General features: G+C 36.3%; 19 protein-coding genes. 1 reads left to right on the plus strand and 18 read right to left on the minus strand.

The window, feature by feature from the left end; genetic code table 11:
• Positions 1-9 precede the first annotated feature (9 nt).
• The 11 genes from H9636_RS00870 to H9636_RS00920 all read right to left on the minus strand — a co-directional run bounded on the left by H9636_RS00870 (position 10) and on the right by H9636_RS00920 (position 11,241).
• On the minus strand, positions 10-492 hold the full coding sequence (locus H9636_RS00870; protein WP_191705766.1) for a cell wall elongation regulator TseB-like domain-containing protein: 483 nt from the start codon (positions 490-492) through the stop codon (positions 10-12).
• 30 nt (positions 493-522) lie between these two features.
• The gene (gene dinG, locus H9636_RS00875; RefSeq protein ID WP_191705767.1) at positions 523-3,336 is read right to left on the minus strand and encodes an ATP-dependent DNA helicase DinG; all 2,814 of its coding nucleotides are present in this window, start codon (positions 3,334-3,336) and stop codon (positions 523-525) included.
• Between the two features lie 303 nt (positions 3,337-3,639).
• Positions 3,640-4,023, minus strand: coding sequence for an aspartate 1-decarboxylase (gene panD, locus H9636_RS00880; RefSeq protein ID WP_191705768.1), 384 nt, complete (start codon positions 4,021-4,023; stop codon positions 3,640-3,642).
• Entirely contained in the window at positions 4,016-4,879 is an 864-nt protein-coding gene (panC, locus tag H9636_RS00885) for a pantoate--beta-alanine ligase (RefSeq protein ID WP_191705769.1), read from the minus strand. Before panC ends, panD begins: the two co-directional genes overlap by 8 nt.
• Positions 4,879-5,715 (minus strand): 3-methyl-2-oxobutanoate hydroxymethyltransferase, encoded by an 837-nt coding sequence (gene panB / locus H9636_RS00890; protein ID WP_191705770.1) that lies wholly within the window; start codon positions 5,713-5,715, stop codon positions 4,879-4,881. Before panB ends, panC begins: the two co-directional genes overlap by 1 nt.
• Before the next feature lie 497 nt (positions 5,716-6,212).
• A complete protein-coding gene (locus H9636_RS00895; RefSeq protein ID WP_191705771.1) occupies positions 6,213-7,196 on the minus strand; it encodes a biotin--[acetyl-CoA-carboxylase] ligase in 984 nt (327 codons plus the stop codon).
• A complete protein-coding gene (locus H9636_RS00900; RefSeq protein ID WP_191705772.1) occupies positions 7,174-8,358 on the minus strand; it encodes a CCA tRNA nucleotidyltransferase in 1,185 nt (394 codons plus the stop codon). Before H9636_RS00900 ends, H9636_RS00895 begins: the two co-directional genes overlap by 23 nt.
• Positions 8,355-9,491, minus strand: a complete 1,137-nt coding sequence (gene bshA, locus H9636_RS00905) for an N-acetyl-alpha-D-glucosaminyl L-malate synthase BshA (protein WP_191705773.1) — start codon at positions 9,489-9,491, stop codon at positions 8,355-8,357. Before bshA ends, H9636_RS00900 begins: the two co-directional genes overlap by 4 nt.
• 198 nt (positions 9,492-9,689) lie before the next feature.
• On the minus strand, positions 9,690-10,094 hold the full coding sequence (mgsA, locus tag H9636_RS00910; RefSeq protein ID WP_191705774.1) for a methylglyoxal synthase: 405 nt from the start codon (positions 10,092-10,094) through the stop codon (positions 9,690-9,692).
• A 14-nt stretch (positions 10,095-10,108) separates the two neighbouring features.
• Positions 10,109-10,906, minus strand: a complete 798-nt coding sequence (gene dapB / locus H9636_RS00915; RefSeq protein WP_191705775.1) for a 4-hydroxy-tetrahydrodipicolinate reductase — start codon at positions 10,904-10,906, stop codon at positions 10,109-10,111.
• A 2-nt stretch (positions 10,907-10,908) separates the two neighbouring features.
• Positions 10,909-11,241, minus strand: a complete 333-nt coding sequence (locus H9636_RS00920) for a nucleotide pyrophosphohydrolase (protein WP_191705776.1) — start codon at positions 11,239-11,241, stop codon at positions 10,909-10,911.
• A gap of 284 nt (positions 11,242-11,525) precedes the next feature.
• Here H9636_RS00920 and H9636_RS00925 point away from each other — a divergent pair, with 284 nt between their 5' ends.
• Positions 11,526-12,374 (plus strand): YitT family protein, encoded by an 849-nt coding sequence (locus H9636_RS00925; protein ID WP_191705777.1) that lies wholly within the window; start codon positions 11,526-11,528, stop codon positions 12,372-12,374.
• Between the two features lie 67 nt (positions 12,375-12,441).
• On the opposite strand, the gene H9636_RS00930 is transcribed toward H9636_RS00925, so the two are convergent.
• From H9636_RS00930 to H9636_RS00960, 7 genes are all read right to left on the minus strand, one after another.
• Positions 12,442-14,643 carry an outer membrane protein assembly factor BamB family protein gene (locus tag H9636_RS00930; RefSeq protein WP_225230003.1) on the minus strand — a complete coding sequence of 734 codons (2,202 nt, stop codon included), beginning with the start codon at positions 14,641-14,643 and terminating at the stop codon, positions 12,442-12,444.
• 179 nt (positions 14,644-14,822) lie between these two features.
• Positions 14,823-15,497 carry a zinc metallopeptidase gene (locus tag H9636_RS00935; RefSeq protein WP_191705924.1) on the minus strand — a complete coding sequence of 225 codons (675 nt, stop codon included), beginning with the start codon at positions 15,495-15,497 and terminating at the stop codon, positions 14,823-14,825.
• Positions 15,498-15,556: 59 nt separating this feature from the next.
• Complete coding sequence (locus tag H9636_RS00940; RefSeq protein WP_191705778.1) at positions 15,557-16,159, minus strand: DUF1405 domain-containing protein; 603 nt, start codon at positions 16,157-16,159, stop codon at positions 15,557-15,559.
• 118 nt (positions 16,160-16,277) lie between these two features.
• Positions 16,278-17,066 (minus strand): menaquinol-cytochrome c reductase cytochrome b/c subunit, encoded by a 789-nt coding sequence (locus H9636_RS00945; RefSeq protein ID WP_191705779.1) that lies wholly within the window; start codon positions 17,064-17,066, stop codon positions 16,278-16,280.
• Positions 17,067-17,113: 47 nt separating this feature from the next.
• Positions 17,114-17,788, minus strand: coding sequence for a menaquinol-cytochrome c reductase cytochrome b subunit (gene qcrB, locus H9636_RS00950; RefSeq protein WP_122970916.1), 675 nt, complete (start codon positions 17,786-17,788; stop codon positions 17,114-17,116).
• A gap of 21 nt (positions 17,789-17,809) precedes the next feature.
• Positions 17,810-18,313 (minus strand): QcrA and Rieske domain-containing protein, encoded by a 504-nt coding sequence (locus H9636_RS00955; protein ID WP_191705780.1) that lies wholly within the window; start codon positions 18,311-18,313, stop codon positions 17,810-17,812.
• A 154-nt stretch (positions 18,314-18,467) separates the two neighbouring features.
• Positions 18,468-18,917, minus strand: a complete 450-nt coding sequence (locus H9636_RS00960; protein WP_191705781.1) for a YpiF family protein — start codon at positions 18,915-18,917, stop codon at positions 18,468-18,470.
• Positions 18,918-19,029 lie beyond the last annotated feature (112 nt).

Here is a 19,029-nt window from a genome sequence, read left to right on the forward strand (position 1 = left end):
TCTTCTCCTCTACAAGTTCAAAATACGTTTCCACCATTGTCCGTCTTCAAATAAAATATAGACATAATTCAGTTTATCCGATTTGTTTTTATAAGTAATTTCCCAAACAGGACCAACTTCTTCATAGCCTAATTTTGTATGAAGTATTTCTTTTACTTCCTCTTCTTTACTGAGAACAGACAAAGCTTGCTCTTCAGAAATACCGTCTTTTAAGTTTACTTCCTGAATTGCTTTCTCTTCTAAATTAATAGGAACAAATAGTGCCTTTTTGTTACCGTCCTTATCTTCACCGAATACGGTAACGTATGGTTTATTACCATTATAAACATATGAGTCCGATACAGCAGCTAGTGTGTCAGAAGATAATGCTAATTCTTCTGCTTTCTTTTCAATTTCATTAAATGGTGCATCAGATTTCCAAATTACGAGAACCGAAATGACAAGTGCCAAAGATAGAATAAAAACGGAAATGAAAATTATCCAGTTCTTCATCGAATCACCTTCGAAGTTTGTACATTTTTATTATTCATTTTTGTCAACCTGCTTTCTTTTCCCATCTTTGTTATTATACCAATGTTCTATCTCTAAAACCATATCTTGTAGAGGTAGTTTAGTAACAGAAATTTGCGGTAATGCACGTAAAAATTCTACTCCATACGATTTTGTTTCAATACGTCTGTCTAATACAACAAATACGCCCTTATCTTGCGAAGCTCTTATGAGTCTACCGAAACCTTGTTTAAATCGTAGGATCGCTTCCGGCAATGATAACTCAGTAAAAGCATTTCGTCCTTGTTGCTGAAGGCTAATCGATTTCGCTTTAAAAGTTGGTTCTTCTGGTGCAGAAAATGGTAAGCGGACAATAACAACGGATGAAAGACCATCCCCTGGAACATCTACGCCTTCCCAGAAGCTATTCGTGCCAAATAAGACAGAATGACTAAACTTTTGGAACGACTTTAGTAACCGCATACGACTACCACTTGTCACTCCTTGGGCGAAAAGCATGTAGTCATAGAGTAATTCACTTTCTTGAATCAACTCCACCGTCTTCTTCAACATATCTTGTGAAGTAAATAGGACAAAACATCTACCTTCTGTAGAGCGGACAATTCTTGTAATAGCTAAAGCAACCGATTCAATATAATCTGTTTGGGATACCGCTTGAATATCCGGCATATCGTTTACAACATAAGCTTTAGCCCCTTTATAATAATCCGCAGGCGCTTGTAGAACGACCATCGGCACCTTTTCATCAATTCCTAATTGGTTCGCAATAAAGCGCTCGTTCTTTGGCACCGTTAAAGTTCCAGAAGTCCAAATAACAGCCGCACTCTTTCGTATAGACTTGAATAACTGTTGAATGGTTGCTGTAATACTGATTGGTTTCTTTAACACACGAATACTACCCGGTAAATTTCTCCGATCTATTTCAATCCACGCTGTATAATCTTCATCCGTCTGTATGAAAATTTCATCCCATTCATTTGCTTTCATCTTGTACTCACGGACGAAAAAGTCCCATTGTTCAAGTATTAATTGATGTTCTGGAGCAATTTGTTCGATATCCTTTTTAAAGAGATTACTTATTTGCTCTGCTAAATCAATCCACCCTTGCATTGCAGCGGAAAAGGCATGCATCGTCTCCCGATTCGTCAAGACATTTTGTAAAAAAGCGATTTGCTTTGATTCGAACTTAGAAGGTAATGACGTTTTCTTCATATGATAAAGTATTTCTTGCATCGCTTTATCGAATAATTCGACCATTTGCATAAATTTTTTCTCTAATTGTTGGAAATAAATAAATGGAACCCTTTGTTTTTTTAATGCAATTTTTTGAAAGATAGAAAATAGTTGATGATCAGAAGAGTAGCCAATTTGACCAAATAAATATTTCCAATTCGTATAGGAAAAGATTGCTTGATCCCGTTGAACAGCAGCTTGAACAAATTGATGAGCTTCATCGATTATCCAAGCATCAATTTGATTAAAAACAGGTTCATGGCGAACTAGATCTGCTAATAGCATCGAATGGTTTGTAATAATTAAATCTGCTTTTTCACTTTCTTGTATCGCTCGATCATAATAATCAAAAGGCTGTTTTTTGTTGTGATATTCAGCATTTTTGCGGATTTTATCGATAAACAGCTGACCTCCACCGGAACAATTTAATTCCGATAAATCTCCTGTTTCAGTCTTTGATAACCACACGAGCACTTGAAGGATTGTTAATGTTTCATCATAGGATAAATCATTGCTTTTCATTAGTTGCTCAAACACAACTACATCTACATAGTTTTTCCGACCCTTCAATAACGTGACGTTAATTGGACAACCAAGAATTTTTTCCACTTTTGGAATTTCATTGCTTAATAACTGTTCTAGTAAATACGTCGTATAAGTGCTGATACAGATTTTCCGATGATTTTGTTTCGCATATATGATTGAAGGGATTAAATAGCCAATTGTTTTCCCAATTCCCGTAGATGCCTCAATCATCACTTCAGATTTGTTATTTAAATTTTCCCATATTATATCCATCATTTGATATTGCTTCGGTCGTTCTTCAAAATGCGACAATGTTTTTTTAAATAAAGTACTTTTTTCCTCGCTTGTTTTAGGAAAATCCATTTGGTGATGAACTTTCTTATTCGTGAAGAACGGTTTTTTTAACGCTAACTTTTTATAGTAAATAAAATCATCCTCGTTCGAGACACTGCTTCGACGGATTTGCAACGCTTCAAAAAACAATTGGGATAAATTTGATTTCAATCGAAAAGATTTTTTATGCATTTGTTCTAATGTCGATAGAGGCAAATTTAATAGCTCTTCCCAACACTTTTTTAATAGAAAGGCACACGCTTTCGCATCGTCATCTGCACGATGTGCATTATCTAACGGAATATTTAATTCTGCTGCTAAATCTCCTAATTTGTAGCTTAAAGCAGAAGGAAATAAAATTTTTGCCAACTCAACGGTATCAATTTTCTTTCCATGCCATTTCGGCAATCCTACCCGTTTAAACTCTCCTTGTAAAAAAGAAAGATCAAAATCCGTATTATGGGCAACAAAAATAGCATCTTGTATCAATTCGTATATTGTATCTGCATGGGCCTCGAAAGGTAGTGCATCTTTTACGTCTTCATCTGTAATGTTTGTTAAATCTTGAATAAATAAAGGGATTGATTTCCCAGGGTGAATGAATGATGTAAAAGTCTTCTCAATACACCAATCTTTCATAATTACAATTGCTATTTGAATCATTCGGTCCCCATTTGACTGGGAATGTCCTGTTGTCTCGATATCCACAATTGCATATTTCTGACTTTCCATCATTTTCTCAACTCACTATTTAAGTAATTATAAGCGAATTTTATCATATGTACTGTCAACGGTCATGTTATTGTAATACAGAAACAAAAAAAACTCAAAAGTCACATAGACCTTTGAGACAAATTGTTCATTTTTTAATTTTATTGGATATAAAAAGAGCAGGGGCTCATCTCCCTGCTCATAAAAACAAAGTACTCCGACAAATCCGTGTCGTAATGAGTACTTTGATTGTAAAGTAAAAACTTTACTAGGTTTGGCACCTTCTTTATATTCTATACCATACCGAATAGAAAAACAAGGAATTTTTTATTTTACCGTAGCTTCCGGTTCATAAGAAATCATTTCTTTTATCGTATTATTTTCTCCCATAATCGCAACTGTTGGCTGATGATCCTTTGCTTCATCATTTGTTACATAAACATAAGAAATGATAATGACAATATCGCCCTTTTGAACGAGTCTGGCAGCAGCACCGTTTACACAAATCACTCCACTTCCACGTTCACCTGCGATAATATAAGTTTCAAAACGGGCTCCGTTATTATTATTCACAACATGAACCTTTTCATTCGGAAGCATACCAACCGCATCAAGAATGTCTTCATCAATTGTAATAGAGCCCACATAATTTAAATCGGCTTGTGTAACTTGTGCCCGATGGATTTTACTATTCATCATCATTCTAAACATTTGTTGTTTCCCCTTTTATAGAAAAAATAATATTATCAATGAGTCGTGTTTTACCGATATAGACTGCTGTTGCTAGTAAAAACTCCTTTGTGTCTTCGTTAACTGGTTGTAGATCTGGATATGATAACAACTCTAAATAATCAATTGTTCCGGATGTTTTACGCATCATATGTGTTGTTGCTTCATTGAGCGCATTTTTTACATCTCTAGAAGAGAGAAAGGTTTCTTTCGCTATTTGTAATGCTTCATAGATAGCTGGTGCTTCTTCCCTCTCTCGTTTTGATAAATATACATTTCGAGAAGATTTGGCCAAACCGTCTTCTTCCCGTACAATCGGAACGGTCCGAATTTCAAGAGGAAAATTATAATCCCTTACTAACGTTTGAACGATTGCGACTTGTTGGGCATCTTTTTGCCCGAAGTATGCACGATCTGGTTCAGCTAAATGGAACAACTTTGTTACGACTTGTAGTACACCATTAAAATGCCCTGGTCGGGATGCTCCACATAAAATTTCCGATTGTCTACCTGCATGGATAGAAATTCCCCCATCTGACGGATACATTTCTTCGACTGATGGGGCAAAAATGACATGAACTCCTGCAGATTTCGCTAATCTTTTGTCTCGTTCTAAATCTCTAGGATACGATTGAAAATCTTCATTTGGACCAAACTGGGTTGGATTGACAAAAATACTCATAATGACTAGATCATTTTCAACTCGGGCTGCCTTTGCCAAAGTCAAATGCCCTTCATGCAAGTAACCCATTGTAGGCACTAGCCCAATCGTTTTCCCTTCCCCTTTTACCCGTTCTACTATCGATTTTAATTGGGCAATTTTCGTTACAACTTCCATTACTTGACGCCCCCATAAATTTGCGATAATTCCTCTTCCTTCATCGTAAAGCTATGGGCGACGGTCGGAAACGAACCATCTTTAACAGCTTTTGTATAAGCTTTGATTCCTTTCTCAACTTCATCGCCTACGAATGCAAAACTTTCAACAAATTTAGGAATATGATGTTTTCCGTAACGTAATAAGTCATGATGTACGAGCACTTGCCCATCAGCAGCAGGACCTGCACCAATGCCGATTGTTGGAATCGTCAACTCTTTTGAAACCGACTCTGTTAATTGATGTGGAATACACTCCAGAACGACTGCACATGCACCAGCAGCCTCACAATCTTGCGCTTCTTGCATTAACTTTAACGCTTGCTCCGCTGTTTTTCCTTGTACTTTATAGCCACCAAGTACACCTACTAGCTGAGGTTGTAATCCTAGATGGGCAACTACTGGTATACCGATACCCGTTAATTTTTCGATAACTTTCGTCACGTCACCAGCGCCTTCTAGTTTTAACGCATCTGCTCCCGTTTCTTGCATCATTTTCACCGCTGTTTTTAACGTTTCGTTCACATCACCGTGGTAAGATCCAAAGGGCATATCCACTACAACAAAGGTATTTGGAGCGCCACGGCGAACCGCCTTTGCATGATGAATCATATCTTCCACCGTCACAGGAATGGTAGAATCATAACCTAGTACCACCATACCTAAAGAATCCCCTACTAATATCATGTCGACTTCAGCTTCTTCTGAAAACTTGGCAGATGGGTAATCATATGCCGTAATCATCGCAATTTTTTCACCTTGTGATTTCATTTTCAAAAAATCACTCGTACTTTTCATTCCTTTTCTCCTCCTTTTTTTAAAAGAAGAAAACAACGAAAAACACTTTTGAACGCCAAAAGCGGCGATACGATGTTTTTCTTATGCCAATAAAAGAATCAATGAAACTTTTATCAACATAAAAATATCCCTCTGTCTTAAACGGACAGAAGGATAGCGTGATCGATTTAAATACACCTAACTCACATCATTGTGATAGCTGTATTTTTATACTGATTTTGTGTGAATTTATACTCAATCAGTATAATTCAATATGCTACGCATTGTTTTCTTCCGTCCCTGTCTTTTCAGATCAAGGCAGATCTTTTTTTCATGTTTCAAAAGGTTTTAAGGTACAGTTCTGGTAGGATACTGTCCTTAACGTTACTATAACAAGTTTTCATGAAAAGGTATAGCGAAAATTCTAATTGAAAAAAATTAAAAACCTTATTTATAGTTGAACCATCCACTACAAATAAGGTTATCAAAAGGAAAACTTCTCTTTTTCCAAAATGAATTTATTTTAATTCAATGTCTGCAGAGTAAACATTTTTTATTTCTCCCGTATCAGTTTGAATTTCTAATACACCCGATTCTGTAATACCAACTGCTTTACCTTCAATTACTTCCGTTAACGTTGTTGCTTTAATCCGTTTCCCAATTGTTCCAGAAGCTTCTTCCCATAGTTTTTTAATAGGAGCAAAACCTTCTTTTACATAAAGGTCACAATAATTCTCTAAATGATTTAAAATGGTGCCAACAAGTTCAGCCCTATTAAGAGGTTTACTTTCTTCCAATCTTAAAGATGTTGCGATTGGATGAAGCTCCTCTGGAAAGTCAGAAAGCTGTTGATTTACATTAATGCCAATCCCTATTAATAGAGATTGCACCCGATCCATTTCAGCAATCATTTCCGTTAATATCCCAGTACATTTTCGTCCATTAATTAAAATATCATTTGGCCATTTGATGTAAGGAGTAAATTGATTACAAAGAGATTTAATCGCATTCACTATTGAAACGGCAGCAACAAGTGTAAACTGAGGGGCTTGGTGGGGTAAAATATCTGGACGGATAATAATCGTCATCCAAATGCCTTTCCCTTTTGTCGACTCCCAAGGACGACTCATACGACCTTTCCCCAAAGTTTGAGTCTCAGCGATAACTAAAGTTCCATCCTTCGCACCATTCCGCGCTAATTCATGGGCGATTGTTTGGGTTGACGTGCACTCTTCCAAATAATGAATTGTTTGACCGAAGCGTTTTGTCGTTAAAAACGCATTTACTCTCGGCACATCTACTTTGTCAGGCTTCGTCATTAAAACGTATCCTTTTTTCTTTATCGTTTCAAATGTATAGCCTTCCTCTTGTAACGTCTGTAAATGTTTCCAAATTGCCGTACGAGAAATACCTAATTCATCTGCCAATAATTGACCAGAAATTGGCTCACCATTAGCAGACAAAAAACGTTTTAATATTTCATCTTTGATCGTTAAAGTCATTTAAGAACCATTCCTTCAGCTTCTCTTCTTCATTTTCTACATATCCATTTAAAACCGCTATCATTGCTGCATCAAGTGCCACTTTAATCCATGGTCCTCTTTTTTTATTGGTCCAATTAATGAGATGGTTTCCATTAATCGCCAAGTCATCAACTTTTTGAATTGGCAAATTTTCTTTTACTTTTGCAATATCATCCTTTGAAAAGGAAATGGTATGATTTTGCCATACAGCGAAATCATAGGCAGTTTCTAAAACCGTTAAGTCATTGGAAAAATAATCCATTAATGTCCACTTTTGTAGTAAACCATCGTATAAATTTAAAACATCTCGTATAAATGTTTTTTCTTTTTTGGACAATCGGTAAAATTCAAAGATATGTTGAATATCCTCTCGATTTAATAAACATAAATAAGCCCACCCAACTTCCGGCTTACTAGCTCGAAATTCCTTCCAACATTTAAGGTGATCTCTAAAGTTTCCCACTAAATAATGGGCTAATTTACTTACAACAAGGAACTTTAATCCATCATAAACATAATCACTTTTCCAAATTTTAGACAATTCCATTGTAATCCGTTCTTTTGCTATAAAATCGATTAAATCACTGTCAATTTGAATTGCCTTTAACGTTTTTTCTTCAATAGTAAATCCTAGTTGAGCACTAAATCGAATAGCTCTAAGCATTCTCAGTGCATCTTCTCGAAAGCGAACATTCGGATCTCCGACTGCACGTATAACTTTCTTTTCAATATCCTCTTGACCGCCAAATAAATCAATAATGGTACCATCTTTCAATATGGCCATTGCATTAATCGTAAAATCACGGCGCTCAAGATCCTCTTGTAAAGTACGTACATATGTTACTTCTTCTGGTCTCCTATAATCTGTGTAAGTTCCTTCCGTACGAAATGTAGTTACCTCAACCGGTTCCCCTTCATCTAGTACTAAAACTGTACCATGATCAATTCCTACATCCACAGTAGATGAAAAAATTTCCTTTACTTCAGAAGGTAATGCACTTGTTGCTACATCTACATCATTAACGGGTTTATGCAATAGGTAATCACGAACGGCCCCACCTACAATTACTGCATCAAATCCAGCCTTTTCAATTTTGTCAATGACCTTTAAAGCAACAAGCCATTCCTCACTTAGTTTCATACTCTTAGTGCCACCAATCGTTCATATAATTGTTCATAATGATCAATAATCGGTTTAGCTAAAAACTTAGTTTGTACCGTATTAATCGCTGCTTCACGGAACATCATTAGCTTTTCTTCATCTTGTAATAAATCAATTGCGTAATGTGCAGCTTGTTCAACGTCCCCTAGTTCTACAAGATATCCATTTTCGCCATGGTCGATGACTTCCGGAATGCCCCCAATATTCGTACCAATACCTGGAACACCACAGGCCATTGCTTCCAGGAGAACTAAACCAAAGGATTCTTTTTCAGACATTAACAATTTTAGATCACTAATTCCGAATAACTCTGCAACATTTTCTTGTTTTCCTAAAAATAAAACATCCTGTTTATACGGAGATAACTTTACTAAATCCATCACTCGTTGTTTCTCTGGTCCATCACCTACAAGAAGCAGTTTAGCAGGCATTTGTTCTCGTACTTTAAAAAAGACATTAATAATATCCGGTAAATTTTTAATTTTACGGAAATTTGATACATGTATCATAATCCGTTCATCCGGCCGAATTCCAAATTGTTCTTTTAAATGGCTCGAATCAATTGGTCTAAATACCGACTCATCAACAAAATTATAAACCGTTTCGATTTCTTTTGTTGTACCAATTAATTCATAAGTTTGTTCTTTTAACGAATTCGAAACAGCCGTTACAATGTCGGATTTATTTATACCATATCGAATTGCCTGTGCAAGGGTCGAATCTTGCCCTAAAACAGAAATATCAGTACCATGTAATGTTGTAACAATTCCAATATTTTCTCCGCTCATTTCACGGGCAAGGACCGCACAAACTGCATGGGGTATTGCATAATGAACGTGCAGTACATCTAACTTTTCCTCTTTTATAACATCGGCCATTTTACTTGCTAAAGCTATGTCATACGGGGAATATTGAAATACTGAATAATTACTCACTTCTACCTCATGGAAAAATACGTTCGGATAAATTTTCTTCAGTCGAAATGGTACACTAGAAGTAATGAAATGAATTTCATGACCTCTTTCTGCAAGCATTTTACCTAATTCTGTTGCAAGTACACCCGAACCTCCAACTGTTGGATAACATGTAATACCAATTTTTAATTTTCTCATCCGACGTTCATCCTCTCTATCCAAAATATTTAATTACTTTAATCTAAAACAAATTAATTAATCAAATATGAGTAGATTCATTAATACGCATTTTGCTTAATGAAAAACAAAAGTCGCATCCGCCAGAAGTTCACTATATATTCAGCTAATTAACAACCATTTTAAAGCTTAATTTTAGAATTAGTAACCAATATTAATTTATTTACGTCTCTCTTGTATTAATCGCCAATCAACAAAACCTTCTTGTAATCCTTTTAGCAAAATCTCAGCTGTTCCCATATTTGTTGCTAATGGAATGTGGTATACATCGCATAAACGAACAAGCGCTGTCACATCCGGTTCATGGGGTTGAGCAGTTAACGGATCTCGAAAGAAAAATACCATATCCATATCATTATTAGCAATCATCGAGCCAATTTGTTGATCGCCTCCTAATGGACCTGAACGAAATCTTGTGACTTTCAAACCCACTTCGTCTTGAATTCGCTGTCCCGTTGTACCGGTAGCAAAAAGGTCATGTTGTCGTAATATCTCTTTATATGCGATAGCAAACTCGACTAGACTATCTTTTTTTCGATCATGCGCAATAAGGGCTATTTTCATTTCAAATCTCCATTCTATAGGATATTTTCTAATCCATATACTAATTCTTCTAATGTCATAACCGTTTCAACACAATAAACGACTCCACCCATAAACGATTCACGGTTATAGGAATCGTGTCGAATTGTAAGCATTTGTCCTTCTCCACCAAAAAGAACCTCTTGGTGAGCAACTAATCCCGGTAATCGAACGGAGTGAATTCTCATCCCTTCAAAATCAGCGCCTCTTGCACCTGGCATTGTTTCCGTTTCGAATTCATGGCCTTGTCTTCTTGCCTCACGAACTTCTGCTATCATTTGTGCTGTTTTTTTACCAGTACCTGACGGAGCATCGAGTTTTCGGTCATGGTGTAACTCAATAATTTCAACATGAGGTAAATATTTAGCAGCTTCTTTTGCAAATTTCATCATTAAGACAGCTCCAATAGCAAAATTAGGCGCAATGATACATCCTACTTTATTTGTTTTTGCTAAGCTTCTTAATTCTTCTAATTGGTCATCAGTAAATCCTGTCGTACCAACAACTGTTCGAACATTATGTAACATCGCTTCTTTTGTATGTTCATAAACGGAATCTGGATTTGTTAGATCTATTAATACATCTGGTGTTGTCTCGCTAATTAATTGAGTTAAATTTGTATAAATCGGTACATCTAAATTTGGAGGGAAAATTTCCAATTCAGATAAACTTTCCCCGACGTGTTTATAATCCAATGCAGCTACTAGTTCTAAACCATCACGTTTATATACGGTTTTAACTGCTTCCGAGCCCATTTTTCCTCTTGCCCCTGCAATTGCTACTCGAATCGTCACTGTTATTCTTCCTTTCGTGTCCAACGATCTTTATCTCTCGTCTCATATTTATTTAATACGTTTAATAATGCATTATCTAATTGGATACCTTGCGCGTTAGCAAAACATACTAATACAAAGAAAAAGTCTCCTAATTCTTCTTCAATACTATTTTTTGATTCTGTAATCTTTTTCTTTTTATGACCATATACATCTTGAACTTCACGAGATAATTCGCCTAATTCTTCTGATAATCTGGCTATCATTTCAAAGGGGGGAAAATACCCTTCCTTAAATTGACCTATGTAATCATCTACTTTTTTCTGTAATTGTTGCAAGGAAAGTTCACTCGTCATCATAACACGCTCCTACTAACATCGTAAATAATTTAAGGCTCGGTTGTCAAAAGATGAAAAATACAACATAATAAGGTGAAACTATCAATTAGTGGAATTTCTATGATTTCCACCCATTGTTTGTTTACAAACTGCTTTTTCTTGTAGAAAAACATATACACACTTTTATTTTACTACTAATAATATGAAAGAGTGGATGGCACTGCAAGTGAATGCAGCAATTACATCGTACAGCATGTTACTAGAAATGAAAATTTATTTGGCTTACAGTAGGAGGTTTACATTTGAAAGGGTTAAATATTCGTAACATTATCGGAATTATTATTGGTGCAGCCATTTATAGTTTCGGTTTTGTCCACTTTAATATGCAAAATGAGCTTGGTGAAGGCGGTTTTAGTGGAATTACTTTAATTTTATACTTCACCTTAAACTTGGATCCAGCAATTATGAACTTAATTTTAAATATTCCAATGTTTATTTTAGGTTGGAAACTATTTCGTAGAATCGAGTTTATTTATACGATTATTGGCACCGTATCTGTCTCGGTCTTTTTAAGATTGTTCCAAGTGTACCAGTTTAAACTAAATTTACAGGACGATTTATTATTAGCCTCTTTATTTGCCGGCGTTTTTGTCGGAATTGGATTAGGTATTATTTTCCGTTGTGGTGGTACTACAGGAGGAGTAGATATTATTGCACGGATTGCCAATAAATATCTAGGCTGGAGTATGGGTCGTACGATGTTCTTATTTGATGCCTTTGTTATTCTTGCATCATGGGCTACGTTCTTAGATGCCCGTTCCATGATGTACACTTTAGTTGCTGTTTACGTAGGTGCAAGGGTGATTGATATGGTACAAGAGGGGGCTTATTCAGCAAAGGCTGCTTTAATTATCTCTAACCACCCAGAGGAAATTGCAAACTTCATTTCTGAAAAAATGGAAAGAGGAATAACAGTGTTTCATGGATACGGCCACTATACAAAACAGTCAAAAGATGTGTTGTATTGTATCGTTGCGACAAGGGAAATTGTTCGTCTAAAATCGATAGTGCGCAGTATTGATCCGAATGCATTTGTATCAATCATTGATGTTAGAGATGTAACAGGTGAAGGATTTAAAATTGATGATTAAACATTACATTTTTAAATAACTTAATGCTAAAAGCGGGATGGCGCTCATCATAGCCATCCCACTTTTTTTATTCGTCTGCTTTTGTTAATACTTCATTTACATATCGAGCAACTGCTTCAATTTCTTCTTCTGATAGATTTTCTCCGAAGGCAGGCATTACCTCGCCTCCATTGTTAACTTTTTCCACTACATTTTCATAATCTTCGGCAAATTCACTTAGTTGTAAGTTCGGACCATTATGGCCGTTCTCCCCCATATTACCATGACAAGATAAACAATTTCCTTCATATACAGAAATACCTAATTCATAAGGATCTGTTGTTTCACCTGTCGTATCCAAAGGCTCGGTTTCTTTTGGTTCTTCCGTCGTTCCAACTTTACTACCTGGACTTTTTTCAGAAGCATCAATCGCTGTACCATTCCATTTCCCATCGATTTTAAACGTGTACACTTTATCACCATGAACGGATCCGGCTAACGAGTTTCCTGCAGCAAAAATGGATAAATATTGTTCCCCATCAATTTCATAGGTGACAGATGGGGCATTTGCTCCTGCATCCATTTTATAGCTCCATACTTCTTCTCCCGTTTTCGCATTATAGGCTATAAGTCGACCGTCATTATGTCCAACAAAGATGAGGTCACCCGCTGTTGCGAGCACGCCAGAATAAGCATTGTCATCCCAAACGACTTGCCAAGCAATTTTATTCGTTTTCACATCCATGGCTGTAACAGTTCCCCTTTGCGGAGCATCTGATACAGGTACCATAATACTTCCAATATACATACTACCTTCTTCGTAAATGTCTTCATCCATCCTCGATAAAGCAATATACCCGTCCGTACCTAACACATAAAAATATTCCGTTTCAGGTGAATAGGCTGATGGTGGCCAATTGGCACCTCCAAAGGCAGAAGGTTTTAATGTGATCGGTTCATCCCAGAACGGTGTGAAAATCGAACCAATTTCCCCTTCAAAGTCATCCGCTAAGTCCCGCTCCACATCTTCTTCTGTAACCTCTTGCGGAACGAAAGAGTCTCCAATTGGGAACGGCTGTGTTGGTGACGTTTTTTGTTCTGCTAATTGAGGTACTTCCTTTTCTTCAATCCCAATTAATGGTGTACCATCTGTTCGGTCTAAGAAGTAAATCCAGCCTGTTTTCCCGGCTTCCCCCAATGCTTTTCTCTTCTCCCCATTGATCTCTACATCAAATAAAATAACCGGATTTGTTGGGTCTAAGTCCCATATGTCATGATGGACTTGTTGGAAGTGCCAAATATATTCACCTGTTTCAGCATTTAATGCAATAATCGAATTGGCGTATAAATTATCTCCCTCCCGCTTACTTCCATCTAAATCCGGAGATGTATTACCTGTTACAAAGTATAGATAACCAAGTTCGGGATCGACTGCTGGCGTGTTCCATATTGGTGCTCCTCCGTGTAACCAATTTTTATTTTCATCGTCTGGCCATGTATCGCCATTCTCTTCATAAGGGCTAGGTATCGAATACCATCTCCAAACTTCATGACCATACTCTGCATCGTAAGCCATAATTCGACCACGAATTCCATATTCCCCACCCGCTACACCTGTATAAATTTTTCCGTTATAATAAAGAGGCGCACTAGTAATCGTATACCCTTCTTCCCAATCCGCTACCTCCGTTTCCCAAAGAAGCTTGCCTGTTTTTTGGTCTAACGCTATTAATCTAGCATCTAATAAACCAGCAAATACTTTTCCATCAGCCACAGCTACTCCTCGAGTCGTCCAACCACAACAAACTGTATCTAATTTCTGTTCAATCTCAGGACGATATTCCCATATTTTTTCTCCCGTTTTAGCATTAAGGGCTAAAATATCATTTTCAGCCGTTGCAATATACATTACACCATCCACTACAATAGGAGTTGCTTCCCCCGAAAATTTCATATCAAGACTTGCTCCAAGACTTGTTACCCATTCAGGTTTTAAATTTCCAATCGTTTCAACATTAATTTGATCTAGCTGTGAGAAACGACGGTTGTAATAATCACCTCCGTGTGTCACCCATTCATCTTCTGCATAATTAACTTTAATATTCGGTTGACCCGGATCTCTTCCACTAGCTTCTTGGTCATCTGAAGATTCAATAATAAATCCACTTTCCTCATTTGAATCGTCTTCTATAATTTGTTTTGATAACACGCCTGCCCAATAAGCTAAAGCAATAATAACAATGAGTGTAATAAACCCAAATAAGATCATTTTCGTCCCACTAATGTTCATTGTTCTCCCCCCTTTTTGTTCTTTATGCAAAGCACTTGATTGCGCTTTCATAACAAATCACAATTTCCCTTTATTTTATTAATCTAGTTCAATAGATATTATTTTTTATAAAGTATTTTGTAAAATAAATAAAAAAACCGACCTATAAAGGCCGGTTTCATATCCGAATAAAGTTATATTTAATCTTCAGATTTCATGTTTGTATAAATTAACACTAAACGAAGTAATTCTAGTACTGCAACCGCTGCTGCTGCAACATATGTCATCGCTGCTGCACTTAATACTTTCTTTGCACTACGTTCTTCGTTGTTTGAAATGATTCCTAACGAAACAACTTCGTTCATTGCCCGTTTAGAAGCGTCAAATTCAACTGGTAACGTTACAATTTGGAATAATACTCCTGCTGCTAATAACACAATACCTAACAACAACATATTCGTACTTGCAGCAAAAATACCAATCATCACAAAAATCCACGATGCATTTGAAGAAATATTTGCAACTGGTACAAGTTTTGAACGTAAAGTTAAAAAGGAATAAGCTTCTTTATGTTGAATAGCATGTCCTACCTCATGGGCAGCAACTGCTGTTCCTGCAATTGATGTATTGTAGTAATTATCTTCGGAAAGGGCAACTGTTTTCGTTGCTGGGTTATAATGATCTGACAAAATTCCTTGTGTCGGAACTACCCGCACATCATATAATCCGTGATGGTCTAATATCATACGGGCTACTTGTGCACCAGTCATACCTTTCGTTGCAGGTACTTGAGAAAACTTTCGATAGGCATTTTTCACTTTAATTTGTGCATAAATCGGTAAAATTAATATAATCAAAAAGTAAATTATATACATCCCTGTTGTCAATTACCCTCGTCCTTTCTTTTACTTACTATATTAATAATTTTAATGATTTACTTAATCTTATGCAAATATTCACGCTTATTATATACAAAATAAGCAATTAAAATGCAGCAAATTGATAACCAAAACGTAAAGTAGCCAATGTGATTTGTATAATGGTCTAATATTCGATAAATTGGCATTTGTCCATATACATAATCAATTACATCATTGTGCAATGTCCAAATAGCAGCAATCCCAATATGAATCATTGTAAAACGGTATTTTGCAATATAGAGTAAACCTTCAACAGCCATTAAACCATGGGAAACAACAAGCATCCATCCGGCAAACCCGATCGAACCCGTTTCTCCTAAAGTTAGTAAATTCATCACAACAGCCCACACACCATATTTGACTAATGTAATGAGTGCCAATGCTTCAATTAATTTAAAATGTCTTCCAAAAATCCATCCAATAATAGCTATACAAAAAAATAAACTAGCTGTTGGACTATCTGGAACAAATATTAAAAATTGAGGCTCCGTTACAGACAATTGCCACCCATACCATATATAACCATAAATTGTGCCTAAAAAGTTTATAAAAAATAACAATGTTAAAAATGAGCGGTGAGTTAATAGAAACCAAGCTTGCGTTAACAATGACTTCATACCTAATCCCCTTTTGTCTTACAATTTTTATGTATACGTTTTCAAAAGTTATATATGTAAAAGTAAAAAATAAAAGAGAAGAGAGTCAGTTTCCCGACTCTCTTTATAAATACAAATATTATTCTTCAGCTTTTAAGCTTGCAATAAATTCAGCTAAAATTTGAAGTTCTTCATCCGTACCTGCAAATTGACCTGCTGGCATTGCGCCACGACCATTTTTAATTACTTCTGCAACCTCTTCTGCAGTAAGTTCGTTACCTACTAAAGCAGGAGCTGCACCTCCACCTTGCATGTCAGCACCGTGACAAGCAATACAAGATTTACCTTGTTCACCAGTGAAGATTAAGTAACCTTCTGCAGTTTCATCAATTTCGATGTCTACTTCTTCTTTAATTTCACCTTGTTTTGCTGCAGCTTCCCAGTCATGGTTTACTACAGATTCCCAAGTTAAGTAAATCATTGAAGCAAGCGCTAATAACATAAATGCTGTTGGTAATGGACGTTTTGATGGTCGACGTTCAGGACCTTTGTCTAAGAACGGCATTAATAATAACGCACCAATTGTTAAACCAGGAATAATAATTGCTCCGACAATGTTGTAAGGACCAGAAGCATAAGTATATTTTAATAATTGGTATAAGAATAAGAAATACCAGTCTGGTAATGGAATATATGAAGCGTTAGTTGGATCTGCCGGACCTTCAAGTGGTGAAGGGTGTGCGACAGTTAATAATAAATATCCAATTAAGAAAACAGCACCAACCATCCATTCTTTTAATAAGAAATCAGGCCAGAACGCTTCAGTTTTACCTGGATATTCGGAATAATCTTTAGGCATATTGACCATGCGGTTATTTGCTTTAACACGCGAGTCACCTACGAATTTCATCCCTTTTCCGCGATGCATAGTGTCCCCTCCTTTAAAAAATCATAGACCTTTTAGTATGAACGAAATCATAGAGGTCCTGAGATACCTTGACGACGAATCATGATAAAGTGTGCTGCAAGTAATGCAAATAATGCTGCTGGTAAGAAGAATACATGAATAGCGAAGAAACGTGTTAACGTCTGAGCACCAATTATTGTTGCATCCCCTGCAAGTAAAACTTTAATCAGCTCACCAATAAACGGAACAGAAGCGGCAATTTCGATACCTACTTTTGTAGCAAATAGCGCTTTCATATCCCAAGGTAATAAGTATCCTGTGAAACCTAAACCTAACATTACACAGAAGATTAATACGCCTACAATCCAGTTTAGTTCACGAGGTTTTTTATAAGAACCTGTGAAGAATACACGAAGTGTATGTAAGAACATCATTACGATAACTAATGAAGCTCCCCAGTGGTGCATACCACGAACAATTTCACCAAAAGCTACTTCGTTTTGTAAATAATAAACTGATTTCCATGCATTTTCTACGTCTGGCACATAGTACATTGTTAAGAACATACCGGATAAGATCTGGATAACTGTAACAAAGAATGTTAAACCGCCGAAACAGTATACAAATGCTGAAAAGTGATGTGCAGGGTTAACGTGCTCTGGCACTTCGTGGTCGGCAATATCACGCCAAATAGGAGTAATATCTAGTCGCTCATCGACCCAATCATAAATTTTATTTAGCACTCTTGTCTACCCCCTAACTAATTAAACTAAAGTATTTGCCATTTTTTTCCCAAGCAATAAGAAGCCATCTTTTTCTGATACTTCATACTCGTCCAACGGACCTAATGGTGGTGTACCCGGAACGTTTTTACCAGTTTTCTCGTAACGTCCACCGTGACAAGCACAGAAGAATTGATTTGGGTGTGCTGTATCACTGTTCCAGTTTACAGTACAGCCTAAATGTTTACACACTGGTGAAAGAGCGATAATTTTATCTCCTTCTTTATACACCCAAGCAGTATCAGTAACCTCTGATTTGTACCAAGCATCAACTTGTTCATATGAAAAGTCAACTTTTACTGGCTCTTCTGTAAGATCTGCAACTTTTGTACTTGTTTGTACAAAATCACCTTCTGCATGTGTTTGTAACGCTGGATCAATTGCAAAACGTACCATTGGCATTAAAATGCCCGCCGCCATAAATCCACCAACACCAGTTAAAGTGTAGTTAAGAAATTGACGTCTTGAAACTCGATTGTTACTCATCCTTTTCCCCCCTCTAACTAAAAGGTCAGTCCAACGGACATACTTTTACAAATAGTAATACTAGGACATATCTATGATATATCAAGAAAATAGGTTGGTCAATAATGCATTCAGTAGATTCGACAAGATTGTGAACATTTAATGAAACAATTTGCTAACTTTGAGACCATTTGGTAGAAAGTATTGGAATCACTTGTTTAAGTTGCTCTTCAAGTACTGTTTTCTTTACTGTGCTATCCATAAATTCCAATGGAATAGACGGTAACCATAGGATATCTAATTGCTCATTAAAGCTTGTCCATGAATGATCTGTTGTAATAAAAAGGACATGTTTAAACCCTGCATTGTTTAGCTCTTCTTTTAATGAAGTAATGGATAACCCGCTCTTCGTTTGTTCGGTATAAGAAAATGGTGGAACAAGCATTAAGCGTCCTTTAAATTGTTGTTCAATAAAAGAAGTAAGCGACATAAGAAACTCTGCAGCAGAACTACTTTGTTTTATTTTCCCCTCTTCGAAATCTAAAGATAATAATGGTACGAGAACCGTATCGATAAAATCCTTTTGGGTTTGAAACTGTTGTACATCATTTACATTAAAAAACATTGTTTCTCCTCCATCTATATCAATATTTACTATTGCCAAAAATAATAAAAAATTATCATTGAATGATAAAAACTATTTTTCTTTTATGTATGTATTTCGTTTTATTAAAATA

It is taken from the genome of Ureibacillus galli (assembly GCF_014836845.1).
Lineage (GTDB): Bacteria > Bacillota > Bacilli > Bacillales_A > Planococcaceae > Ureibacillus > Ureibacillus galli.